We start from the raw sequence: 23,563 nt of genomic DNA, 5'->3' as shown, positions 1-23,563 counted from the left end.
CTTATACGAGTGAATATTTAAGACGTAAAGCACATGACTTGTGATAAACTCGCAATACGAATACATGTTTGCTTACCGTTTGCATGTACAACAATCCTTTTATTGCAATGGGTTGTGTCAAAAATGTTTGTTACGTAGTTGTCGTACGTAGCAATTTTTTGATAGTACAAGCCAATGGACATTTCATTGTTTGAACGGTAAATCAGCATGTATACCTATACAGTTCGCTTAAGCAGTAAAAGCATGTTGTGGATGCTTGTCTGCGGAAAGGCAGAGTATGAAGATTCTCTATAACGATGGACGCGTGGAAGAATGTCCTAAAGACATGGAAGAGCACGTTATTCGTCATTCATGTGCACATATGTTGGCACAGGCAGTTAAACGTTTATATCCCCAGGCTCACTTTGCATATGGTCCTGCAACCGAGACAGGATTTTATTATGATATGGAATTCCCCGAGGGCGTAAAAATCAGCGAAGATGATTTACCTGCTCTTGAGGCAGAAATGAAAAAAATCTCAAAAGAGAATCTCAAAGTTGAAACTTTTGAATTGCCACGCGCCCAAGCAATTGCTTTTCTTGAAGAGCGTGGCGAGAAATTTAAGGTAGAACATATTGGCGATTTTCCTGAGGACACACGTCTTACCTTCTATAAGCAAGGTGAATACGTTGATATGTGCACCGGCCCGCATGTGTGCTACACCAAGATGGCAAAAGCTTTTAAGCTTACGGGAGTTTCGGGTGCATATTGGAAAGCTAATAGTGATAACGAAATGCTTACCCGTATATCCGGTGTTGCATTTGTAACAAAAGAAGAGCTTGCCGAGCATGAACGCCTTATGGCAGAAGCAGAAAAACGTGACCACAGAAAGATTGGTCGCGAAATGGATCTGTTTATGGTCAACGAAGCAGGCCCTGGTTTTCCGTTTTGGTTGCCCAATGGTATGCGTATCCGCAATGCACTCATGAACTATTGGCAAGAAATGCAAGAAAAATTTGGTTACGAGCAAATTCAAACGCCTGTTATCCTTTCGCGTAAATTGTGGGAAACATCTGGTCATTGGGATCACTACAAAGAAAATATGTACACCACAAAAATTGACGAAGAAGATTTTGCCATTAAGCCTATGAACTGTCCTGGTGCTTGTTTGGTATATATGAACAAACCTCGTTCGTATCGTGATTTGCCGCTTAAATTGGCAGAGGCAGGTCTTGATCACCGTCACGAGCTTAAAGGTACGCTTCACGGCTTGTTCCGCGTTCGTGAGTTTACGCAGGATGATGCGCACCTCTTTATTCGTCCCGATCAAATTTGTGATGAAGTTGCAGAGGTTACGCACCTTATTACCGCATACTACAAGCAATTTGGATTTCCGTATAAAGTTGAGCTGTCTACACGCCCCGAAAATTCCATGGGCTCAGACGAAGATTGGAAAACTGCAGAAGACGGCTTGCGCAACGCTTTGGAAACTATGGGTCTTGAGTATACGATTAACGAGGGCGACGGCGCTTTTTATGGGCCAAAAATCGACTTCCATCTTAAAGACTGCTTAGGCCGTACGTGGCAATGTGGAACTATTCAGCTTGACTTCCAATTCCCACACAACTTTAACCTTGAATATGTTGACAAAGACGGTCAAAAGAAGCGCCCGATTATGATTCACCGCGCAGGCTTTGGTTCGTTTGAGCGCTTTATTGGCATGCTTATTGAGCAGTACGAAGGCAAATTCCCTGTATGGCTGGCACCTTTGCAAGTAAAGGTTTTGCCAGTTTCCGAAAAAACACGCGCATATGCACGCGAACTTACGCAGAAACTACGCGACCTTAAGATTAGAGTAAAGCTGGACGATCGCGACGAAAAAATTGGCTATAAAATCCGTGAGGCGCGCTCAATTGACCGCGTTCCCTATATGCTTATCGTAGGCGAACAAGAAGCTCAAGCAGGCAATATTTCGGTACGAGATCGTACCAACACCACCAAGCAATATGCGTTTGATGATTTTGTTGCACTGCTTCAAGCTCAAATTTCTTCTCGTCAAGACAATCAAGAAGACTAGAGCAGTATAAAAGTCTAGGTCACAACGTAAAGACGAGCAGTACAAAAACAACTCAGATACGTAGCTTTGTGTTCTGTGCTTTGTGTGAACATAAAGCTACGTAAAGCTGTACTAGGCTCTTGGTGGCATGTCAGATGTTTTTCATGACGTGTGCATGCTAGTCACTAACACAATTCGTGTGAATCGAAGTTATTATGACATCTAACACTTATACAACTACCTCAGTATTACCTACAAAATCGCAGATAAAAGCCAGTGCTTCGCTAGTATTAAGCGGGCTTGATCAAACAAGGGACGCGCGCGTTGCCTTATATAAAGAGTTTCATCAACATCCCGAACCAGCGTTTCAAGAAGTGTGGACATCACAGCGAATATATGACGAGTTACGAGCCTCGCATATAGAGGTAACTCGTATTGGTAAAACAGGACTTGTAGCGCGTATCCAAAATGGTGATGGTGCGTGTGTTGCTATGCGTGCCGATATTGATGGTCTGCCTGTTAAAGAAGCGTCACAAAAGCCTTATGCATCTACGTATACTGTGCAAGACAGCACAACTGGCGCCAGTGTTCCCACCATGCATGCGTGCGGTCACGACTTTCATATTATGAGTCTGCTTTCTGCACTTAAAGCGCTGAGTGTGCATAAAGACGCTTGGAAGGGAACCTATCTTGGTATATTTCAACCTGCCGAAGAAGTGGGCCAAGGTGCGCTGTCTATGATTTGCGAGGGCTTATGTACACAGTTTACCAAGCCCGATGTGTATTTAGGCCAGCACGTTATGCCCACGCTCCCAGGAGGCTGTGTAGCAACAAAAGTAGGTGCATTTTTCTCGGCAGCATATTCTATTCGCATTACCTTACATGGTAAGGGCTCTCATGGTAGTATGCCCGAACTAGGAACCGATCCAATTGTTTTAGCGGCAAGTGTGATTATGCGTTTGCAAACTATTGTGTCGCGCGAGATGCCCTCAGATGAGCGGGTCGTGCTCACTATTGGCTCTGTATCGGCAGGGAATAAAGCGAATATCATACCTGACGATGCCGTGTTATTGCTTAATACCAGAACCTATAATGCCGAGCTTGAAAAGCGCCTTTTTGCAGCAATTGAGCGCATTGTTCGTGCAGAATGTGACGCAGCAGGTTGCACGATTGCGCCCGATATTGAATATTTTGATAGAGGACCTCTTACAAGCAATGACAAAGACACCACCGAGCGCGTTCAAGAAGCCTTTACCTCGTATTTTGCTAAGCAATCATTGCAAGGCGAGCCTCAAAGTGTATCGGAAGACTTTTCTTATATCCCTGATGAATGGGGTTGTCCCTATACATTTTGGACGCTGGGAGGCTTTGTGGATATGAATAATGCTCCTGCAAACCATAGCCCACATTTTGCACCCGATTTGCAGCCAACGCTTGACCGCGGTTTTGAAGCCGCAGTTGTAGCTGCGCTTGCATGGCTTGCGCGCTAGTTTGTACTTGATATCTATAACACGTATACACCCTTGTGGCAAATTTGCTGCAAGGGTGTGTTATACATTTGTGTCACTTAAGGAGAGGGTAGTATGAAAATCCATCCACCAACAGATCCTGCGATTATTAAAGAGTTGCTTGATAAGGCACATACCGTTTATTACGATGATGATCCTGATTGCTTTGTTGACATCTATGATTCACCAAGCTTAGCCGATGCGAATACAGATAATAAGCCTCAACGCGTCCTTGTTATTGTGCATGGCGGTTATTGGCGACAAAATATAGATTGTCACCGTCGCTTAGATGTTGCTAAATGGCTTATAGATAGACAAGAAACAGTTGTATGTGTGGAATATCGTCGTGGTGAGCGCGGAGCTTGGCCACAGCCACTTGTAGATGTACAGCATGCCATTGCTTTACTTCGTAAACGCTACCCTCACTCACAGCTTGTGGCGCTTGGCCATTCAGTAGGCGGAGAGCTTGTTCTTCTGGCGTCTCATCTGTTTGATGTGGTGGTTGCACTTGCACCAGTTACCGATGCTGCACGAATCTATGCAGAAGGAAAAGGGGATAGGGCTGCGGAGAAGTATTTTGGTTCAAATGCAACGCAGGAGTTGCTTAAAAGTGCATCTCCTCGTTATCAATTGTGTCCGTCTGTTCCTACACTTATTGTTCATGGTGCACAAGATCCCGAAATATCTCTTACGCACACGCTTGATTATATTTCGGCATCTGAGTTTTTTGGACATGTAGATGCACATATTGTTGCAGATGTCGATCATATGGACTTAGTTGATCCGCGAACATCTGCATGGCTGCCTACATGGGCTTGGATAAACAATCATCAAAAAGATGAATAGGCGTAAGGCGAATAGGCATATATCGTTTTTTAGTGTTGTCTGCGCTGCGCGCGCTTGTATGCATGCCGCTTAATGTGTAGCTGTAACGTTTTGTGCAATTACATACAAATTTGAATGGTTGTCTTTTCCATCAGCATACCAATGCGTAAGAAGCTTAAGTGTCTTTGTGCTGGCTATAAGGCCAAATACCTCTTGTTCAGAAAAGCTATGAGCATAGCGCATAACGCCTTGCGTATGCTTCCATCCAAGCAGGTAATCGTTGTTTTCTAGCTCACGTGCGTCAAGCATATATCTTTGTTGTGCCGCCAGCGCGCATAATGCCTCTTCTGTTTGCGCTTGCGCTTTGGCGCGTCCTTGCTCGGTGTTGCCAAAACACCAAAACGAAAGCACGATAATGCCACCCCTACATACATGTTCACAAAGTGCTGATAGGAATGTTTGTCTGAGCTTAAAGCTGGGAATATGATGCATAAAGCCAAAGCATACCATGAGGCCTGTGGTATGTGTAAGCTCTGCTAAGGGGTCATGTTCGTCCATGAGCTTAGATAACACATCTGTGGTATGAATAGTTACGCATGCATGTTGCGTAAGCGTATGCGAAAGTTTTTGCATACCAAGACGGGTGAGTGTAGATTGTTTGTCAATGCCAATGTAAGATAGCGCACCCTTGGTGCCTGCATTGGGGTAACCTTTATTGTTGTGCAGGTAGTTGATGAGAAAATCTAGAAATCTAAGGTTTCCGCATGCCACATCAATACAGTCACAAAGATGTGTTTGTGTTAACGGTGTTTGTTCAAATAGTGTTGGCACAGCCGCTACCTTGTTGTTACCAAACGTTAGCAAACCGTGTTTGAGCAGGTAATCCATTGCATATACCCATCCATCCCATGGACGGTTGCGCGTATCAGAAAACGACTGAGCTTCCTTGTTGTAAAAGTCATTGGTAAGTCTGACCAATGTTTGTATGGTTTGTTTGTTCAACGCTCTTTCTTTCCGTTCTTTCTGTTCGTCCCATCTTTTGTATGCACATGACCTTACACGTTATCAAGCTTGTTGGTGCTTGGTGTTTTTTCTCGCAGGCACATCTGTTGCACTCATATGCTAAGCATATGCGCTACACTAATACTATGACTACTGCACCAGAATACATATATCATAACACGCCACAAATTGACGATGTTCTTCTTAAGCTTATCAAGCGCATTGAGAAAACAGGCGCGCTTACGTCTGTTCAGCTCAATGCATTTCTTAACGAATGCAACCGTGGAATTACCACTCACGAAGAACAAACTTCAAAAAAGCAGCTTATTCCTCGGTATATGGAAGTTAAGCATTATGAACATCAGCTCTGGAAATCTTGGGGCGTAACCGATGAAACAGAACAAAAACTTATTCAAACGTTGCGCATAAAGCCTAGACGCTCTGCTTCGGGCGTGGCTACCATTACGCTTCTTACCAAACCATGGCCGTGCAGCTCAAATTGTATTTTTTGTCCAAGCGATATTCGTATGCCAAAAAGTTATATGAGCCGAGAACCGGCTTGCCAGCGCGCGGAGCAGTGTTTATTTGATCCATTTTTACAAACAACCTTGCGCCTACAAGCGCTGGTGAATATGGGTCATCCAACCGACAAAATAGAAATCATTATTTTGGGCGGAACATGGAGCGAATATCCCACGGCGTATCAGTGCTGGTTTATTCGCGAAGTTTTTCGCGCGCTCAATATGGGCTACGCTTCACACCAAGAGAGAAACGCCATTGTTGCACGGTACGAGCGCTGTGGCTTGCGCTTTGATCCGCACGCTCGTGAAATTCATTATGAGCAAACTCAACACGATATTGACGCAGGAAAACTTACCTATAATGAGGCATTTACTACAGCGTATACAGCTCGCGCAACTTGGGTTAAAGCATCCGCATTTCAGCGCGCTTCTATGGATGAAGTTCGCGAACAGCAGCGTATCAACGAAAGTGCACATCACCGTGTAGTTGGCCTTGTTATCGAAACGCGACCCGATACCATAAGCGTTGAGCACCTCTACCTTATGCGCGCGCTTGGTTGTACGAAAGTCCAAATGGGCATTCAGGTGCTCAACGAAGAAATTCGTCAACGTAATTTACGCAAAGGGTCACTTGATGATATAAAACAAGCATTTGAGCTGCTGCGTTTATTTGGATTTAAGATTCATGTGCATGCCATGGTTAATCTGTTGGGTTCAACGCCGGATATCGATAAAAAAGACTTCAAAATGTTGGTGCATGACAGTTTGTATTTGCCCGATGAAGTAAAACTCTATCCGTGTGTGTTGGTAGATTCTGCTCGGCTCAAAGCATGTTATGAACGTGGCCTTTGGCAGGCATACACCGAAGAAGAGCTGGTAGATGTGCTTGTGAGCGATGTGCTGGCAACGCCATGTTTTACGCGTATTTCGCGTATGATCAGAGACATTTCGTCTACCGATATTATTTCGGGCAATAAAAAGGGTAATTTGCGCCAGTTAGTAGAACAAAAAATTGCACAAAGCGCTATACTTCCTCGCGAAATTCGTATGCGCGAAATTGCAACAAGTATGCTTGATCCGCGCACGCTTCATATGGAAGTTGTTCCGTATGCCACAAACGTTTCTACGGAGTATTTTTTGCAGTGGGTCGATGACCATAACCGTATAGCAGGCTTTTTGAGGCTTTCTCTTCCGCATAGATCTGCGATCGACAAATATTGTGCATGCGAGCATTTTCCTATTTTGCCTCATGAAGCAATGATTAGAGAGGTTCATGTATACGGCACAACGGCTCAAATTGAAGGTCATGCAGGAACAGCTCAGCATCATGGCTTGGGTAAGCAACTTATTAGTCGTGCAAAATCTATTGCACGCGAAGCAGGCTATACCTCGATAAATGTTATTTCTTCTATTGGAACACGCAAGTATTATCGCTCACAAGGATTTATGGACGCGGGGCTATATCAACGTGCAAATCTCGCGTGCCTAAAAGACTAGTTCGTGGTGTGCGCAGGAGTATGTACAGGATTACTCTCAACAATTCGCACAGTCCACTATGAGTTTTACTGTTGTGAAGACAATAAGAAAATCTAAGTGTACTTATTAAGATTTTGTTATTCCTCTTGTATAAGAAAAAAAATATGGGTATGCTTTCTAATAGTTGATGAGCAAGTTGCAATACTTCATTTGTTCATCCTCAAATTTGTATTAGGTTCCTTGCACGTATGTTGTGCATACAAAAGGAGGTTCATATCATGACACTTAAGCCTTTGGCTGACCGAGTTTTAGTTAAGCCCGCTCCAAAAGAAGAAAAAACATCTTCGGGATTGTATATTTCAAGCGGTGCACAAGAAAAGCCTCAACGTGGCGAAGTTGTTGCAGTTGGCGCTGGAAAATTAAATGACAAAGGCGAGCGCATTGCTTTAGACGTTAAAGTGGGAGATCAAGTTTATTACGGCAAATTTGGCGGTAATGAAGTTAAGATCGATGGTGAAACATATCTGTTGCTTCGCAGTGATGACATCTATGCAATTTTGTGCGAGTAAGTAAATTCTCTATAAATACATGCAGGCACATATCTGCTCAAGTAGCAAAAACACATGATGTACCTGCGCAAAGTAGTATCTTAAATTGAAAGGAAAAGCTCAATGGCTAAAGATATTGTTTTTGGTACCGATGCTCGTGCCAAACTTGCTCACGGTGTAAATACACTTGCTGACGCTGTAACCACCACCCTTGGACCTAAGGGTCGCTACGTTGCACTTCAACGTTCTTACGGTGCTCCTACCATTACCAACGATGGTGTAACCGTTGCAAAAGAAGTAGAACTTAAAGATCCTATCGAGAACATGGGTGCACAGCTTGTTAAAGAAGTTGCTACAAAAACCAATGATACCGTAGGTGACGGTACTACCACAGCAACGCTTCTTGCTCAAGTTATTGTAAACGAAGGCTTGCGCAACGTTGCCGCAGGTGCAAACCCCATTGCCATTCGTCGCGGTATTGTAAAAGCTGTTAATGCTGCGGTAGAAGAAATGAAGAGTGCTTCTAAGGCAGTTTCTACTAAAGAGCAAATTGCTTCCGTTGGAACAATTTCTGCAGTAGACGCCGAAATTGGTAACAAAATTGCTGACGCCATGGAAGTTGTTGGTAAAGACGGCGTTATTACCGTAGAAGATTCTCAAACCTTTGGTATTGATATTGATACCGTTGAGGGTATGCAATTTGACAAGGGATACATTTCACCTTACTTTGCAACCAACAATGACACCATGACTGCCGAGCTCAAGAATCCTTACATCTTGATGACCGATCAAAAGATCTCTAACATTCAAGATATTCTTCCTGTTCTTGAGGGTATCCAAAAGAGCGGTTCACCTCTTCTTATCATTGCAGAAGATGTAGATGGCGAAGCATTGGCAACGCTCATTCTTAACAAGCTCCGTGGTACGCTTACCGTATGCGCTGTTAAGGCTCCTGGTTATGGTGACCGTCGTAAGCGTATGCTCGAAGATATTGCTGTTCTTACTGGTGGTCAGGCAGCTATGAAAGAGCTTGGCGTAGAGCTTACCGATGTAACAGCTGAGATGCTTGGTCGCGCTAAGTCAGTTAAGATCACGAAAGACAATACAACCATTGTTGATGGCGCAGGTTCTAAAGATGCTATCAATGAGCGTGTTGCACAAATCAATAATGAGCTTGAAAATACTACTTCTGACTTTGACAAAGAAAAGCTCCAAGAGCGCAAGGCAAAACTTGCAGGTGGTGTAGCTGTTATTAAAGTTGGTGCAGCTACCGAAGCCGAGCTTAAAGAAATCAAGAGCCGTATTGAAGACGCTCTTCAAGCAACTCGCGCAGCTGTAGAAGAAGGTATTGTAGCTGGTGGTGGTGTTGCATTCTTGCAAGCTGCAGCAGCTCTTGATAACGTTAAAACTTCAGAAGCCGATGAACAACTTGGTGTTGACATCATCCGCAAAGCTTTGATGGCTCCTGTTAAAAAGATTGCTACCAACGCTGGTTATGAAGGCTCAGTTGTAGTTGAGAAGATTTCTAATCTTCCTGCAGGTGAAGGTCTTAACTCTGCTAATGGCGAGTGGGGCGACATGATTAAGATGGGCGTTCTTGACCCAGTTAAGGTTACCCGTACTACCTTACAAAATGCATCTTCAGTTGCTTCGTTGATTCTTATTACCGAGGCTACTATCTCAGACGAGCCAAAAGATACTTCTATTGAAGAAGCTATCTCTCGCGCAGCTGCTTCAGGTCAACAAGGTGGCGGAATGTACTAATCGCATGATGGATACAAAGTTGCATAGATAACGTTTGTATACTTAAACGTTAATGGTAATGCGTATCTGAATGTGATGTACATAAAGATTGTTATTAAACGTGCATGTCTCGAAAGAGCGTGCACGTTTTTTAGTTGTAAGCTTTTGGAAAGCTTATATATTTTAAGCTCTGTTGCGCATAAACTATAGAAACGAGCTTTTATTCTTGCACACGATCGTGATTAATAGGTGTATAAAACAGGCGTTTGATTTCGCCTTGCGTGTGAGCTTGTCCTAATACCCACATGGTTTTGGCAAGCAGCGCCTCAGTGGTCATATCGGCACCACGCAGAACACCTTCGTTATGAGCAAATGCTTGTCCAACTTCGTATACGCCTAAATCTAAACCTTCTTCGGCAACTTGTGTGGTAAGTACAAGCGTTTTGCCCTGTTGTATCCAGCGTTGTAGTGCGCATGCAAAATTATGCTGAGCAGAATTAGGAATGCCGCCTATACCAAACGTTTCTAGAATAAGTGCATCATAATCTTTAGTGAGTGCGTCAAAAATGTTGGGTTTAAGCCCTGGAGTAAGCCTTAGACACATAACGCGATTGTTAAGACGCTCATAAAAGCGTACATATGAGTGCTCACTTTCTTGTGCTGTTTTGTGATTGTTACATTCCGACGCCATTGGTGCATGCGGTATAGATAAGCCTGATTGCAAAGCACTTCTGTGTTCTTGAGGTTTTTGATCGAAACAGCCATGTCGTACAATTTTATTTGCTCGAATCATAGCAATCAAGGGATAATTTATGCTGGTAAACGCATTATAGCTCATGGTTTTTTGCTTATACGCGCGTGTTCCGCACATAACAGATCCGCCAAATACCACATTAACATCGTAGGAATTATCATCGCACGCAAAAAGTGCCGCCTGATAAAGATTAAGTTTTGCATCGGTAAAAGCACCTGTCATAGGCTGCTGCGAACCGGTAAGTACAATAGGCTTGGGACTGTTTTGAATAAGGTAGGATAGCGCGGCTGCGGTATATGCCATGGTATCGGTGCCATGCAGCACAATGAACGCATCAAAATCATCGTAGGCATCTTTAATGCAGCGTGCAATTTGTAACCAGTGCTTGGGCAGCATATTAGTTGAATCAATATTCATAAGCTGCGTAGTCTTAAACGTGCAAATATCTTTAAGCTGTGGTACATAGCGCGCAAGTTCTTCTCCCGAAAGTGTGGGAGTAAGGCCTTCTGCCATGGGTTGCGAGGCTATTGTGCCGCCTGTAGCTATAAGCAAGATATGCTTCATGTTTGTACTCTTTGTCTTGTGTGTGTTCAATATAGTATGCGCTGTGTACGCGATAAGTGCTGTGTACGCGAACCATAAGCATTACGTATTGTAACAATAATATGTGCACAAAAACGTAGCGCCTTATAAGCTCATACAGTCAAAAGCACTCTCACAATACCTACATAATAGGCGGCTGGTAGCCGCGCGCGTATGAAACAGCTAAGCTAACAGCCAAAACACGAGGGGATTACCTTATTGGTAGGTTTACAAATAAGCCCGAATTGTATGATATAGAAGCTGAAAGTTAACTGAATATAACTTTGTTGTACAATAACATCGATTCAAAAAGTTAGCAGTGGTTAACACGTATTTACAGAGCTACAAAGCGTGTTTGAAATCGTTTTCTCTATAACCACTCGTTGTCTGGAGGTTTGCATGAACAAGTTTGGTACTATTGCAGCTTCGGCTCTTTCCGTGGGCTTAGCATTTTCTATTTTTGGTTGCGCAGGACAACAAAGCGCTCCTAAATCACAATCTCAAAACGCTGAGGCCGAGCAATCTCAAAGCGCATCTGCTGATAAAAAAGAGGCAGTAAAGGATCTCAAGGGCTGGGAAGGCACTTGGAATGACTTTAGCAAGTATCTTGATGATAAAGAGCTTGATTCCGCTTATGCCGAGAAGGCAAAAGAAGCAGGTAAGTCACCTGAGGACATTAAGAAAGAGCTTAAAGAGCGTCGTCATTCAGACTTTGGTGGTCTTGAGATCAAGGGCGACACCATTACCTTCCTTGATGGCTTTAAAGATAAGGGTGGAAAAGAAATCGGTAAAGTTACCTATAAGTATAAAGACTCCAAGAAGGTTCAACACGGTGGTAAAGAGCTTGAATGGGATGTTTTTGAAGCAGAAGATAAAGATGCTAAATATCCTGTACTTCTCATGATGCCAGTTCACGGTGAGGAAGAGCTTGTTCACTTCCACATGCGTTATGGTAAGAATGCTGATGAACTCTTTAAGAAAGACGGTTGGTTCCCAACATTTGTTAAACCAAACAGCACTATGGATCAAATTGCCGACGAGGTTAAAGAGTAAATTTGATTTAATAATTTCTAAAAGTCCTCGCACGTGCGGGGACTTTTTGCTTACCTATATGGAGTATCAAATCGTATGAGATATTCAAGAAGAGAATTTTTGGGCCTTTGTGCTGGTGGGTGTGCCGCTACGCTTGGCGCAAGCATGTTGGGCGCATGTCGCAGAAGATCGCATGCTAAACCCGTTATTTATGCATCTTTTTATCCCGTATTTGACTTAGTTCGCGAAGTTGCTCAAGATACGGTTGAACTACATTCATTTATGCCACCTAATAAAGACCCCCATGTTTGGGAGCCAACGCCAAAGGGTCTGCGCGATTTAAGCGAAGCCGATCTCTTAGTGGTAAATGGTGCCAATATGGAACACTGGATTGATCAGGTTCGTGACAACTTGCCTAATCTACCTGTATTAACGCTTTCGGATGGCATTGATTTAATTACCTATCGTGGTGCGGCTGCAATGGGAGAATTTCAGTACATAGCGCGTCTTGGTGTAAGAAGCGGTACGTACGGCTTTGAATTTGGCCACACGCACCAAGACATTATGCGTGTTGCGTTCTTTAAGGCAGACGAATCCACACCACTTGCAGATTTGGTAAAGCGTGGTCGCCAGATTATGCAGCAAAAAGGTGAGGTTATTGCCCAGCATAAAACAATTGATGTTGAAGACGGTAAAGTGTATGCACTTGAGATGGGTCACGAGAGTGGATATATTGGATTTACCCTGCCCGAAGACGCAAGTTGGATTGTGCTTTCTGATAGAGCGAGCGCCGATTTGTTATCGTATCGTTTAGTTGAATCAGAAAATGGTGACGAAATTAAAGTAACGCCGCTGATGGAAGGTTCTTCATCGGGTACCGATAAAATTACCTATGATCCTCACTCATGGATTTCATTTATGAATGCTAAACAGTATTGTGCAGCTATTCATGACAAACTCTGTGATATGTATCCTGCCAATAAAGAGGAATACCGTAAGAATAAGCTTGATGTTGTTTCTCGTCTTACCGAATTGGGTGCGCAGTATAAGGAGAAATTTAAGCCTTTAACACGACGCGAATTTGTGGTAACTCATAATGCATATTCGTATCTGTGCCGAGATCTTGGCATTAAGCATTTTCCGTTGCAAGGACTTACCTCTACTGAAGCACCAGCGCTTAAAACTGTTCGTAAGGCAGTTGATTTTTGCCATCGACATAATGTCACAACTGTATTTTACGAGCTTGGAGCATCGTCTAAAGGTGCCGATACTGTTGCCGAAGAAATTGGCGGTCAAGCGGTGCCACTGGCTTCGATGGAGTACGTAAGCGAAGAGCAAGGTGCCGAGATGAACGGCTACGTTGAAATCATGAAAGACAACGTTGAAAAGATATATCAATCACTTGTTTAACGTATTTATTTGCACGTTTGGTACACAATTGTTTGAAGCCTAAGGAGGGTTCATGCACATAATAGATGTTTCGAACCTCAATTTTGGATATACATCCGAGTTGGTGCTCAAAGATGTCAATCTTTGTGTTGACGAGGGACAATTTATTTGTATAACCGGAGAAAATGGTTCGGGTAAATCGACGCTTTTGAAAGTTTTGCTTGGTGAACTTAAGCACTTTGAAGGCAGCATTAAATTATTTGGAAATCCAATTAACTCAATTAAAGACTTTAAGGATATTGGCTACGTTCCTCAAAACAGCGTTATGAATAAAGTTGCTTTCCCTACTACCTGTAGAGAAATGGTAGCTATCAATTTATATCGTTCGTTTGGTCCTGTTAAATTCCCCGGAAAAAAGCATTTTGAGCGCGCGGAAAAGGCCTTAGTTGACATGGGTTTGGAAAAATATGTTCGCACGCCATTTAACGAGCTTTCTGGTGGATTGCAGCAGCGCGTTATGATTACACGTGCGCTCATCAATGATCCACGTCTTTTGATTTTGGACGAGCCAACGGCAGGCGTTGATAACGAAAGTAAAGTTCGCTTTTTGGATCTTTTGGAAACAGTTACGCAAGAGCGCAATATTACTGCTGTTTTGGTTTCTCACGAACTTGAACTTGTATCACGTCATATTAACTTTGATGCAACCTACCGTATTAATTCAGGAAGGATAGCTCATGTTTGATCTTCTTTCAATTTTTCAATTTGAATTTATGCGCCGAACGCTTGCTGCGGGTCTTATGCTTGCTATTGCATTGCCGCTTATAGGTATCGTGATGATTAACCGCAAAACGTCAATGGTTTCAGACGCACTGTCGCATGTTTCGCTTATGGGTGTTGGATTAGGTTTGATTTTTGGATTTGACCCCGTTATTGGTGCAGTGTGCACGTGTATTGTTGCAGGATTCTTTATAGAAGGGATTCGCGCAAAAATGCCTCAGTTTGGCGATATGTCGGTTGCGGTAATTATGAGCGCTGGCCTTGGTATGGCAGTTGTACTTGCCGACTTTGCACCTGGTGGAAATACGTTTGAATCGTATTTGTTTGGTTCGGTTTCTGCGGTAACGGTTGTAGATCTTATAAGCACCGCCGTGGTTTTTGTAGCCACGCTTTTGGTGAGCATTATTTGTTATGCAGGTCTTTTAGACTTGGCAATTGATGTAACGCTTGCTCGTCTTGCTGGTGTAAAAGTTGCGCTGGTAAATGGTGTATTTACGCTGCTTGCAGCTATCATGATTGGTTTAGCTTGTAAAGTTGTAGGCGCTCTTTTGGTTGTATCCCTTGTTGCACTTCCCGTTGCAACTGCGCTTATCATCAGCCGTTCGTACTTCCAAACTTGTGTGTTGTCCGTAATTTTGGGTATCATTTACACAATGGTAGGACTTATTTTCTCGTACTTTGAAGATGTTCGTCCTGGTGGCGCAATTGTTGTAGCTGCTGTTATTGGGATTGTGATATTCCTTATTGTTTCTTCGATTAAAAATAGGTTTAATCCTACTAAAGGACGTGGCATATCTAATGCTGCTGCCGCAAGCGCACAATAAGTCATTTTTTAGAGTTGCTCTATAGTACGTTGCTATAGAATATATGGCTACGTAATAATAAGGCTTTGGATTACTCCAAAGCCTTATTTTGTTTATGCTTCATCATGCTTCAAACGGTCTATTATGTGGACGTGCCTTCGTCCGTTATCTGGCTGTTGTCTAACTCACGACTGTGAGGAGGCCATCGTTTTGCACGTTTAAGGCTGTCACATAATATCCATTCAATTTGTCCGTTAACACTTCTCATTTCATCACGCGACCAAATTTCGAGCGCATTCCAGATATCTGGATGTATGCGTAAGGGATATTGCTTTCTTATTGCCATATGCCTTGAGCTTTCGTGTTTGTAGCAGTTAATACAGTAGGAAATCTTGTACGTGCACGTGTGCATATCCGTTTATTACTAGTTTTTACTCATATAGTATCAAGCAATCAATTTTTTAAGCGGTATACACCAGATTCACTATTGATACAGCGACCCTGTATTAAGCACCGGTTGAGTTTCTGATTCGCCACAAAGAACCACCATAAGATTGCTTGCCATAGCTGCTTTTTTATCATCGTCAAAAGCTACTACACCTTCTTGCGCAAGAGAGGTAAGCGCCATGTTAACCATAGATACCGCGCCTTCTACAATTTTCTTGCGGGCGGCAATAACAGCCTCTGCTTGCTGACGACGAAGCATTGCCTGTGCAATTTCTGGTGCGTATGCAAGGTGTGTGAGTCGAGCGTCTTCAACCGTTACACCTGCTGGAGCAAGTTTAGCGCTTAGCTCTTGGCGAAGCCTTTGCGATACGTCTTCGATATTGGAGCGAAGCGTAATAGCGGTGTTGGTGGCATCATCATCTTCCATGTGGTCATAGGCATATAAACTCGCAACGTGACGGACTGCTGTTTCGGTTTGCATGTCTACATATGCCTCGTAGTTATCCACATCAAATACGGCTTTAGCCGTATCAACAACGCGCCAAACAATAACGGTTGCAATTTCTATGGGGTTTCCCATCTTGTCATTTACTTTAAGACGATCGCCCGTAAGCGTGCGTGCTCTGAGCGAAATAGTTGTTTTGCGAACTTTTACTTGTTCGTTAGATGACGAGGAATTGCTATTTGATTCAGATAGATTGTATGCTTTGTATTCCACTGACGAGTTTAAGGTGCGCGCAAAGAACGGATTTGCAAAATGCAAGCCATCCGTTTTTACCGTTCCTTTATAGTTTCCAAAAAGAATGCATATACGGGCTTGTCCAGGTTGGAGTGCAAAAAGTCCCATGTTTACTATAAATGTAGCAACTAAAAGCACAAGTGCAATACACAAGGATGTGAATGAAGGTATTTGTTGAAGCTTATCTGCCTGTATGGCCTCCAATATAAACTGTATAAGGGCATAAGCTGCAAGTGCATAACCTGCAATTACAAAAGGTACAACTATCCATCCGTTGAGCGTTTTTATCTCTTTTTCTTGCGTCATATCAGATCCTTTCTCGCAAAGTTATCAATGACGTTGTTATATCGTTTATAGCGCTGTCTAACCGATATGAATATGATATCACATTTATATCAAAAAACGAACTTTTTGCATATGTGCGCAAAAAGTTCGTAAAATGAGGCGGTGCTTAAGCACGCGCGTTACAAAATGAGCACGCGTATTTCTTGCCTAAAAAAGCGTGTCTAGAACCTCAAGAACGCCATCATCATTATTTGAAGGTGCTTGTTTTTGAGCATAATCAGCTATTCCGTCCATAGCGTTTGCCATAGCATATCCGCAGCCTACATACGAAAGCATTTCTATATCGTTTGCAGCATCACCAAATGCAATACATTCCTTGGGTGTAATATTCCAGCGTTTGACAAGTAAATCTATTCCAAACGCTTTATTGATGCCTGTCAAAATAAGATCAATGGAGCCGTGACCACTTGTGGTAGGAATAATGTGCGAGGGGAGTTGCGCGCGCAACATCTGATAATACGAGTCGGTATCATCGGGTTGCATAACTTCGCACGCTTTAAGAATGTTATCGTTGATCTCTAAAAGATTATCAACAATTTCTAGAGATGGAAAATAATATTTTACCAACCCTATAAATTCTGGCGTTGCATGGCGTTTTTCTATATACGACGCGTGTTCTCCACAAAAAATAGTGTACAAATTGGGGTCGGGCATAACGGTATTGTAAATGGCACGTAGATCTTTTTCGTCCAAATGAGCGGTATAAATAAGCTTGCCCGAATCAACAACATATCCGCCATTTTCGGCTACATATGAAAGTGTATCTGCATAGCCAGGGAAAGACTGTTTAAGCTGAATATACTGGTTGCCACTTGCCAAAACAAAGCGTGCACCTTGTTGTGTCATGCGATGAAGAATGCGCTTAAAACGAGGCTCATCAAACTCTTTGTTATCTCGTAAAAATGTGCCGTCCATATCACTTGCTACAAGCTTAATGGTAGAACTCATGGGTAATCCTTTCTTGAGCGCCTGTAATGCTCAAAAGCGTGCCTTGTTGTTTTACCCAACCTTTCAGTGGTAGATAGTTCAAAATTCAAGACAGCTCAACTAGACGCGTTTGATCAACGCGCTTGATTAACGAATCTGCGCAAAAAGCGCTTGTTGATTACATACCGCGAACAAGGTGTTTTGCGTAACATGTCTTAGCTAGGAGCGCATAAGCTCAAGCATGGCATCGATATCTTTTCGACCAAACGCAACATCATCACGATCATTTACTACAATGCACGGTACGCTCATAACGTTATAGCGTGCTTTAAGTTCAGGGTAGTGAGCAATGTCGTATACGTCAACCGAAACAGAAGAATTACATGCAGCAATATGCTGGGCAGCAACTACGGTATCTGGACACATGGTGCAGCTAAGACTTGCAAGAATTTTTACGTTGGTGGCACCTAATGCAGCAATAGAGCGTTTTTGCTCGTCAGTAAGTTTTTGACCAGGGCCTGCAACGTTATACAAGCCAAGCATAAATGAGGTAAATTCGTGACCTCCAGGAACTCCGTGAAACGCCAGTCCGCTATCTTGGCCCTTATCATTGCATACGCGTACACAGGGAAGATATGCTTCTTTACTTGCCTGCTCTTGAGCAAGAATTTCAACTTGTATTTTGGACGAGATCTTATGCAATTGCGTGCAATAAGCACGTAGTTCTTGAGAGAGGTTTGTTTCATCAAGCGCAAGACGCAGAATTACCGAGCGCTCCATGCGCGCACACAAACCTTTGAGCTGCTCAACCATATCAGCGTCAAAGAGAGCGTTTGCTTTTGGTGCAGATGTATCGGTGGCGTCTGTGTCATGTTGTTGCGTATCATTTACACGCGTTGATGGACGACGAGGGATAAGCCCTGTTTTCTTTTGTTGGTGTACAATGGTGCGCTCCATTTCGGTAGCCGCAATAGCGGCTTCACCTGTTGCGGTTACCACTTGGCGCAAATCTTTAACGCATACATCACCTGCAGCATAGATACCTGCAGCGCTTGTTTGCTTTTGGGCATTGGTGATGATGTTTCCTCGTGCGTCTAAGTTCACAATATCGCGCACAAGCTGTGTTTCGGGCGCATACCCTGCAAGAACAAAAACACCAAAGGTATCGTTTGGCGCAGCTTCATAGGTATGAAGCTCACCAGTTTTATTATTTTTAGTTACCAATTTAGAAGGCATGGTATCACCAGTGAGTTCGGCCACTTCGGTATTAGTATGGATGGTAATTTTTTCGTTTGCCCGTGCCGCATCGGTAGAGGCTGCAGCGCAGGTAAAATCGTCCTCGCGAATAAGAATATGTACATGCTTTGCATATTTGGTAAGAAATACGCTTTCTTCGGCAGCAGCAAAGCCTCCGCCTACAACAAAGACGTCTTTGCCCGTAAAGAATTCACCATCGCAGGTTGCACAATATGCAACGCCATGACCTTGGAACTTCTCTTCACCAGGGAATCCAATTTTTCGAGGTGCAGAACCTATTGCCAAAAGAATGCTCAAGGTTGAGAAATCTCCTTTGGTGGTATGTACAATTTTTATATCGCCATCTGATTCGATGCGAGTTACCTCTGCAAGCATAAGCTCGGCACCAAAAGATTCTGCTTGACGACGCATAGTATCGGTGAGCGCCTTTCCGCTTATGCGCTCAACGCCAGGATAATTAACAACTTCGTTGGTAATGGTGATTTGCCCACCAAATTGCTTTTTCTCAACAATTAAGACGCGATAACGAGCACGCGCGAGATAAATACCTGCAGTTAATCCAGCAGGTCCTCCACCTACAATAATTGCGTCGTAGAGTGAGTCAAGCTGTGGCGTATGGGGTTGTGGTGTATTGGTTGGTAGAGCGTCGTTTGGAGCATGATTATTTTGATCCATGACTATCCTTTCAGTGCAAAATATGGTCGTTACGCGTGTTAAGAGGTAATACTTGAGGAAGCGTAGTTTGAAATCGTGCAGTTTGAAATCAAACGGTTAATATCAAGTGGTTTGCAATTCGGCAGTTGAAAATCAAGCTATTCTCAAAACTACGATAAAAGCCCGCGCAACTGCAACGGGCTTTTACTGAGCATCGAGCGAATATAAGCTCTCTACGCGCGATTAAAGCTGCCCAACTAAGTCAAGGCTTGGCTTAAGTGTATCTTCGCCGGGTTGCCATTTTGCAGGACATACTTGGTCACCATGAGCGCGTACAAATTGTGCAGCCTCCAGCAAGCGGAGTAATTCTTTTGCCTCGCGTCCAATGCTTCCCGAAGTCACTTCGTATACCTGAATTTTACCGTCAGGATCTACAATAAATGCTCCACGCTCTGCTAAACCGCTTTCTTCAATTAACACGTCAAAGTCGCGTGCAAGAACACAGGCAGGGTCTGCAAGCATAGGATATTGCACTTTGCTTACACGATCTGAGTGATCGTGCCATGCTTTGTGCACAAAGTGAGAATCGCACGAAACGGAATAAATTTCGCAGTGAGCTTTTTTGAAATTATCATATTCTTCGGCAAGCTCTTCAAGCTCGGTAGGGCATACAAATGAAAAGTCTGCAGGATAGAAGAAGAACAATGACCATTTTTCATTGCCGTCTTTGTCTTTGCCGATAACATCATTTTTGGTAACTACCGAAAATGTATCGTTCTGATAAGCCTGTACTGAAAAATCGCCAATTTCTTTTCCGATAAGAGACATGTGTTCCTCCTAAAAACATGACTTACGTTACCTTTCCTTAGGTACATGATTTCTATTTCCCTATTTGATTGTTCTATACACTTCTTCTATACGCATACATTAAAAATTCGTAAATGTGGGAGCCTGCGTCATAACAAACACGTGTTCTTGTGTGATACGCGCAATTTAGGCATGCTCTGAACTTGTATTTTGTTCGTCTTCCAAAAGGTCATCAATGGTACCTGCGCAATAGCGCGTGCACACAAGATCTGCTGTGTCGAGCGTTTGTGCTATATCGATATCTGCACAAATTCCAAAGTCACAATCGCCGTCGCTATCCAAAAACATTTGGCGCACATGCCATATGCCCTGCTTCTCATCTGTGGTGTCAAAGGTGCAAAAGGTGTTTGATCGAGCGTCTGCAGTAAGCTCTATTTGGTCGTGAGCCTCATAAAATTCATCCAATACACGCGTCCATTGTCGCGCGTGCCAGCCCCATGCACCGTCGAGTTCGCCTAAAGCCGAAGTATCATGTTGAGCGGCTTTAACAACGCGCTGGAACAAAGCATTGTGAATAAAGATCATAAGTCCGCGTCTATCGGGGACGAGATCTTGCGTTTGCGAAATACGTGGTGGCTCAGCTGCGTGTATAAGGTTGTTACCTTGCCATTCATCAAGTAATGACGAGTCGGTTGTACTGATGAGTACGTGAAGCCATGAAATAATATCGTGGAGTTTATCATCAAGCTTGGACTCAGGAATTGTTTTTGCCAAAAATCGCCATGCGTCTGATAGGTATCTAAGCAGCGTTCCTTCATTTTTAATGATACCTACAACTTGCACATAGGTTTTAAAATCGCATGCTGTTTCAAGCATATTTCTTACGATAGATTTTGGCATAGGCGCAAAATCCCGCGCCCAGGGTACTTGGGCACTATAATTTTCATAGGCAGTTTTGATAAGCGATTCTAAAGGCTTTTCGTAGCTTACGTCTTCGAGGCGCTCCAGCCGCTCTTCGTATTCGATACCTTCTGCCTTCATACGGCTCATAGCCTCGTTTTTTGCCTTTTTAAGCAATGCTTTCATAATTTGCGGTGGATTATCAAGCGCTGACTCAGCAAGAGAAACAACATCAAGTGCATAACTTGGACTTTGAGGATCTAATAATTCAAGCGCCGCAAGAACAAATGGCGCAAGTGGCTGATTAAGAGCAAAATCCTCGGGGATTTCAATGGTGGGCTTATAGGTAGCCTGTATCCAGCGTTTGGGCTCGGCTACGCGCGCAAAAAGCGGGTTTGTGTCAAGGTCATCTTCTTTATATGCTGCTTCTGTTGCGCTTAGTGCGCCTGCCACATCCGTTACGTCTGTTGCGTCCGTCACGCCTGTCGCGTCTGCTTTATCTGTCACTTCTGTTACATTAGAATCAAAATCCTGACAAACCTGTTCAATAACGCCCGAATCGAGTAGCGTTGCAAAAATTTCCTGCGTTCTTCCCAAAAGCTGAGTTTTTTCTTCATCGGGAATAAACGAATTCATAATGAGAAATACAATGCGTCGAAAAGCGTGGCCTTGCTGCATAACTTCTGCAAGTACAAGCGCATGCGATATTTTAAGATGAGCGCGCAGCTCTTCTGGAGAACTTTCAATAAGCTTGTGAAACGTTTTTTCGCTCCACCCTAAAAAGCCTGCTGGTTGCGAAGGTGCTTTTATGCGTTTAAGCTTTTTAGGATCGCCTTGTGCCTTTGCCTGTGCTTTAAGACGTTCGATTTCGTACACCGTTGCCTGTGCTTGTACCACGCCTTCGGTATCAAAACCGCACCTGCCTGCTCTACCTGCAATTTGATGGAATTCTCGTGCATTCAGATGGCGCATGTGCCGTCCGTCAAATTTAGTGAGCGAGTTAAAAATCACGGTATGGATCGGAACATTGATCCCAACGCCTAGAGTATCTGTTCCGCAGATAACTGGCAAGAGTCCTTGTTGAGCAAGCTTTTCTACCAAAAGCCTGTAGCGTGGTAACATTCCTGCATGGTGTATGCCAACCCCACATGTTAGCAAGTGTTTAAGCGATTTACCATATGACGTGGTAAAACGAACGTTTTGCAAAAATGTTTTGATTTTTTCGCGCTCCTCTTTGGTAGAAATACCAAAATTGGCAAGCGCACGCGCACTTTTTTCGGCTTCGCTTTGCGCAAAATGCACAATATACAAAGGAGCTTCTTGTGCTTGCAAAGCTACCTTAACACTTGCTTCTAAGGATGTAGTAGCGTAGGCAAAGCGCAGAGGTACAGGACGAGGGGCATTGAGCACCGCGTCAACGTGTCTTTTGGTCATGCGCTCCAAACGTGCTGACAAGGCACTCATATTGCCTAGTGTGGCGCTCATAAGGAGAAACTGTGTATGTGGAAGCGTAAGCAGAGGTACTTGCCACGCCCAGCCACGGTCTTTATCGGCATAGTAGTGGAACTCATCCATGCACACTGCCGAAATATCAGAGTTTGATCCAAAACGCAAAGCGTCATACGCAAGAATTTCTGCCGTGCAACAAATAAGAGGAGCTTCGCTATTGATAACAACGTCACCGGTAATCATGCCTACTAAATCTTTGCCAAATAAGGCAGTAAGTTCAAAAAACTTTTCGCTTACCAGCGCTTTTATAGGAGCGGTATAGTACATGACGCCATTTTGAACTAAGGTAAAATAACACATTCCAAGGGCAACCATCGATTTTCCCGAGCCAGTAGGCGTCCCTAAAATAACGTGGTTACCGCTTGCAAGGTCTAAAAGTGCCTCTTCTTGATGATCCCATAGTGCTTTGCCCGAATCTTCTGCCCAGTTTATAAAACGCTCAAGCGCTGTTTCTGGGTCAAGGTGTTCAAGATTTCCCTGTTCATCAAGGGGTAAGAGCTTATATAACGAAGGAAGTTCATCCGTATGGGCACAAGATTCGCCTGAGTTGGTGTCATCGTTTGGCTCATCTAGGGGTGTTGATGTGGTAGTAGGTACAATGGCGTTTGTTGGCGTATTCATGTGTGCTCGATTTCTGTCACATTTGCTTTATATGTATATTTCTTTTCTCTTGAGTCACTTATTATAATATAGTCAACTGTGTTGTTTAACTAATATTGAATGGATTTTAGCTCGTGGAATTCTACTCTTTAATGTTTGTGTGCTTTTGTGCACTTCTGTGCATAACCTACTACGCAGTAGGATATATCTTCAAACGCTTCCAATGGGTAGTTATCCTTATCTTTTCGCTTATCTTTTATGCACTTGTTACCAATATAGATACTATTGTTTATGTTGCGTTTACCCTCGTGCTTACCTATGTCACCACCTTATCATTCCACAAAATTGATTCCTCAAGTAAAAAGCGCTTACATACCATC

General features: G+C 43.4%; 18 protein-coding genes and 1 pseudogene. 11 read left to right on the top strand and 8 right to left on the bottom strand.

Annotated features, from left to right (window positions below; genetic code table 11):
- Positions 1-277 precede the first annotated feature (277 nt).
- The 3 genes from thrS (at position 278) to HMPREF0091_RS05850 (ending at position 4,389) form a co-directional block, all read left to right on the top strand.
- A complete protein-coding gene (gene thrS, locus HMPREF0091_RS05860; RefSeq protein ID WP_006303405.1) occupies positions 278-2,056 on the top strand; it encodes a threonine--tRNA ligase in 1,779 nt (592 codons plus the stop codon).
- 194 nt (positions 2,057-2,250) lie between these two features.
- Positions 2,251-3,525, top strand: a complete 1,275-nt coding sequence (locus HMPREF0091_RS05855; protein WP_006303404.1) for an amidohydrolase — start codon at positions 2,251-2,253, stop codon at positions 3,523-3,525.
- A 93-nt stretch (positions 3,526-3,618) separates the two neighbouring features.
- Positions 3,619-4,389: an alpha/beta hydrolase gene (locus tag HMPREF0091_RS05850; RefSeq protein ID WP_006303403.1), complete on the top strand. Its 771-nt coding sequence runs from the start codon at positions 3,619-3,621 to the stop codon at positions 4,387-4,389.
- A gap of 69 nt (positions 4,390-4,458) precedes the next feature.
- Here HMPREF0091_RS05850 and HMPREF0091_RS05845 read toward each other — a convergent pair whose 3' ends face one another.
- Positions 4,459-5,370 carry a hypothetical protein gene (locus HMPREF0091_RS05845; RefSeq protein ID WP_006303402.1) on the bottom strand — a complete coding sequence of 304 codons (912 nt, stop codon included), beginning with the start codon at positions 5,368-5,370 and terminating at the stop codon, positions 4,459-4,461.
- 41 nt (positions 5,371-5,411) lie between these two features.
- Between HMPREF0091_RS05845 and HMPREF0091_RS05840 the strand changes: the two genes are divergently transcribed.
- The 3 genes from HMPREF0091_RS05840 (at position 5,412) to groL (ending at position 9,679) form a co-directional block, all read left to right on the top strand.
- A complete protein-coding gene (locus HMPREF0091_RS05840; protein WP_006303401.1) occupies positions 5,412-7,388 on the top strand; it encodes an elongator complex protein 3 in 1,977 nt (658 codons plus the stop codon).
- Between the two features lie 257 nt (positions 7,389-7,645).
- Positions 7,646-7,936, top strand: coding sequence for a co-chaperone GroES (locus HMPREF0091_RS05835; protein WP_035434662.1), 291 nt, complete (start codon positions 7,646-7,648; stop codon positions 7,934-7,936).
- Between the two features lie 102 nt (positions 7,937-8,038).
- Positions 8,039-9,679, top strand: coding sequence for a chaperonin GroEL (gene groL, locus HMPREF0091_RS05830; protein ID WP_006303399.1), 1,641 nt, complete (start codon positions 8,039-8,041; stop codon positions 9,677-9,679).
- A 199-nt stretch (positions 9,680-9,878) separates the two neighbouring features.
- Here the strand turns inward: groL and HMPREF0091_RS05825 are convergent, their stop codons facing one another.
- Complete coding sequence (locus HMPREF0091_RS05825; protein WP_006303398.1) at positions 9,879-10,976, bottom strand: asparaginase; 1,098 nt, start codon at positions 10,974-10,976, stop codon at positions 9,879-9,881.
- Positions 10,977-11,393: 417 nt separating this feature from the next.
- Between HMPREF0091_RS05825 and HMPREF0091_RS05820 the strand changes: the two genes are divergently transcribed.
- From HMPREF0091_RS05820 to HMPREF0091_RS05805, 4 genes are all read left to right on the top strand, one after another.
- Positions 11,394-12,047, top strand: a complete 654-nt coding sequence (locus HMPREF0091_RS05820) for a ZinT/AdcA family metal-binding protein (protein ID WP_006303397.1) — start codon at positions 11,394-11,396, stop codon at positions 12,045-12,047.
- Between the two features lie 75 nt (positions 12,048-12,122).
- Positions 12,123-13,436 carry a metal ABC transporter solute-binding protein, Zn/Mn family gene (locus HMPREF0091_RS05815; protein ID WP_006303396.1) on the top strand — a complete coding sequence of 438 codons (1,314 nt, stop codon included), beginning with the start codon at positions 12,123-12,125 and terminating at the stop codon, positions 13,434-13,436.
- A 52-nt stretch (positions 13,437-13,488) separates the two neighbouring features.
- The gene (locus HMPREF0091_RS05810; RefSeq protein WP_006303395.1) at positions 13,489-14,160 is read left to right on the top strand and encodes a metal ABC transporter ATP-binding protein; all 672 of its coding nucleotides are present in this window, start codon (positions 13,489-13,491) and stop codon (positions 14,158-14,160) included.
- Complete coding sequence (locus HMPREF0091_RS05805) at positions 14,153-15,019, top strand: metal ABC transporter permease (RefSeq protein ID WP_006303394.1); 867 nt, start codon at positions 14,153-14,155, stop codon at positions 15,017-15,019. The genes HMPREF0091_RS05810 and HMPREF0091_RS05805 overlap by 8 nt, the downstream gene beginning before the upstream one ends.
- Before the next feature lie 121 nt (positions 15,020-15,140).
- Here HMPREF0091_RS05805 and HMPREF0091_RS06200 read toward each other — a convergent pair whose 3' ends face one another.
- From HMPREF0091_RS06200 to HMPREF0091_RS05780, 6 genes are all read right to left on the bottom strand, one after another.
- The gene (locus HMPREF0091_RS06200) at positions 15,141-15,344 is read right to left on the bottom strand and encodes a hypothetical protein (RefSeq protein ID WP_006303393.1); all 204 of its coding nucleotides are present in this window, start codon (positions 15,342-15,344) and stop codon (positions 15,141-15,143) included.
- 138 nt (positions 15,345-15,482) lie between these two features.
- On the bottom strand, positions 15,483-16,490 hold the full coding sequence (locus HMPREF0091_RS05800) for an SPFH domain-containing protein (RefSeq protein WP_006303392.1): 1,008 nt from the start codon (positions 16,488-16,490) through the stop codon (positions 15,483-15,485).
- Between the two features lie 186 nt (positions 16,491-16,676).
- On the bottom strand, positions 16,677-17,477 hold the full coding sequence (locus tag HMPREF0091_RS05795) for a Cof-type HAD-IIB family hydrolase (RefSeq protein ID WP_006303391.1): 801 nt from the start codon (positions 17,475-17,477) through the stop codon (positions 16,677-16,679).
- 198 nt (positions 17,478-17,675) lie between these two features.
- Complete coding sequence (locus HMPREF0091_RS05790; RefSeq protein ID WP_006303390.1) at positions 17,676-19,388, bottom strand: FAD-dependent oxidoreductase; 1,713 nt, start codon at positions 19,386-19,388, stop codon at positions 17,676-17,678.
- A gap of 222 nt (positions 19,389-19,610) precedes the next feature.
- Positions 19,611-20,195 carry an alkyl hydroperoxide reductase subunit C gene (gene ahpC, locus HMPREF0091_RS05785; protein WP_006303389.1) on the bottom strand — a complete coding sequence of 195 codons (585 nt, stop codon included), beginning with the start codon at positions 20,193-20,195 and terminating at the stop codon, positions 19,611-19,613.
- A gap of 165 nt (positions 20,196-20,360) precedes the next feature.
- The gene (locus HMPREF0091_RS05780; protein WP_006303388.1) at positions 20,361-23,204 is read right to left on the bottom strand and encodes a DEAD/DEAH box helicase; all 2,844 of its coding nucleotides are present in this window, start codon (positions 23,202-23,204) and stop codon (positions 20,361-20,363) included.
- A 113-nt stretch (positions 23,205-23,317) separates the two neighbouring features.
- Between HMPREF0091_RS05780 and HMPREF0091_RS06295 the strand changes: the two are divergent.
- A pseudogene (locus tag HMPREF0091_RS06295) lies at positions 23,318-23,563 on the top strand (MBOAT family O-acyltransferase); the annotation flags it as partial.

The sequence above is a fragment of the Fannyhessea vaginae DSM 15829 genome (assembly GCF_000159235.2).
Lineage (GTDB): Bacteria > Actinomycetota > Coriobacteriia > Coriobacteriales > Atopobiaceae > Fannyhessea > Fannyhessea vaginae.
This window is presented reverse-complemented; position numbering and strand designations above follow the sequence as displayed.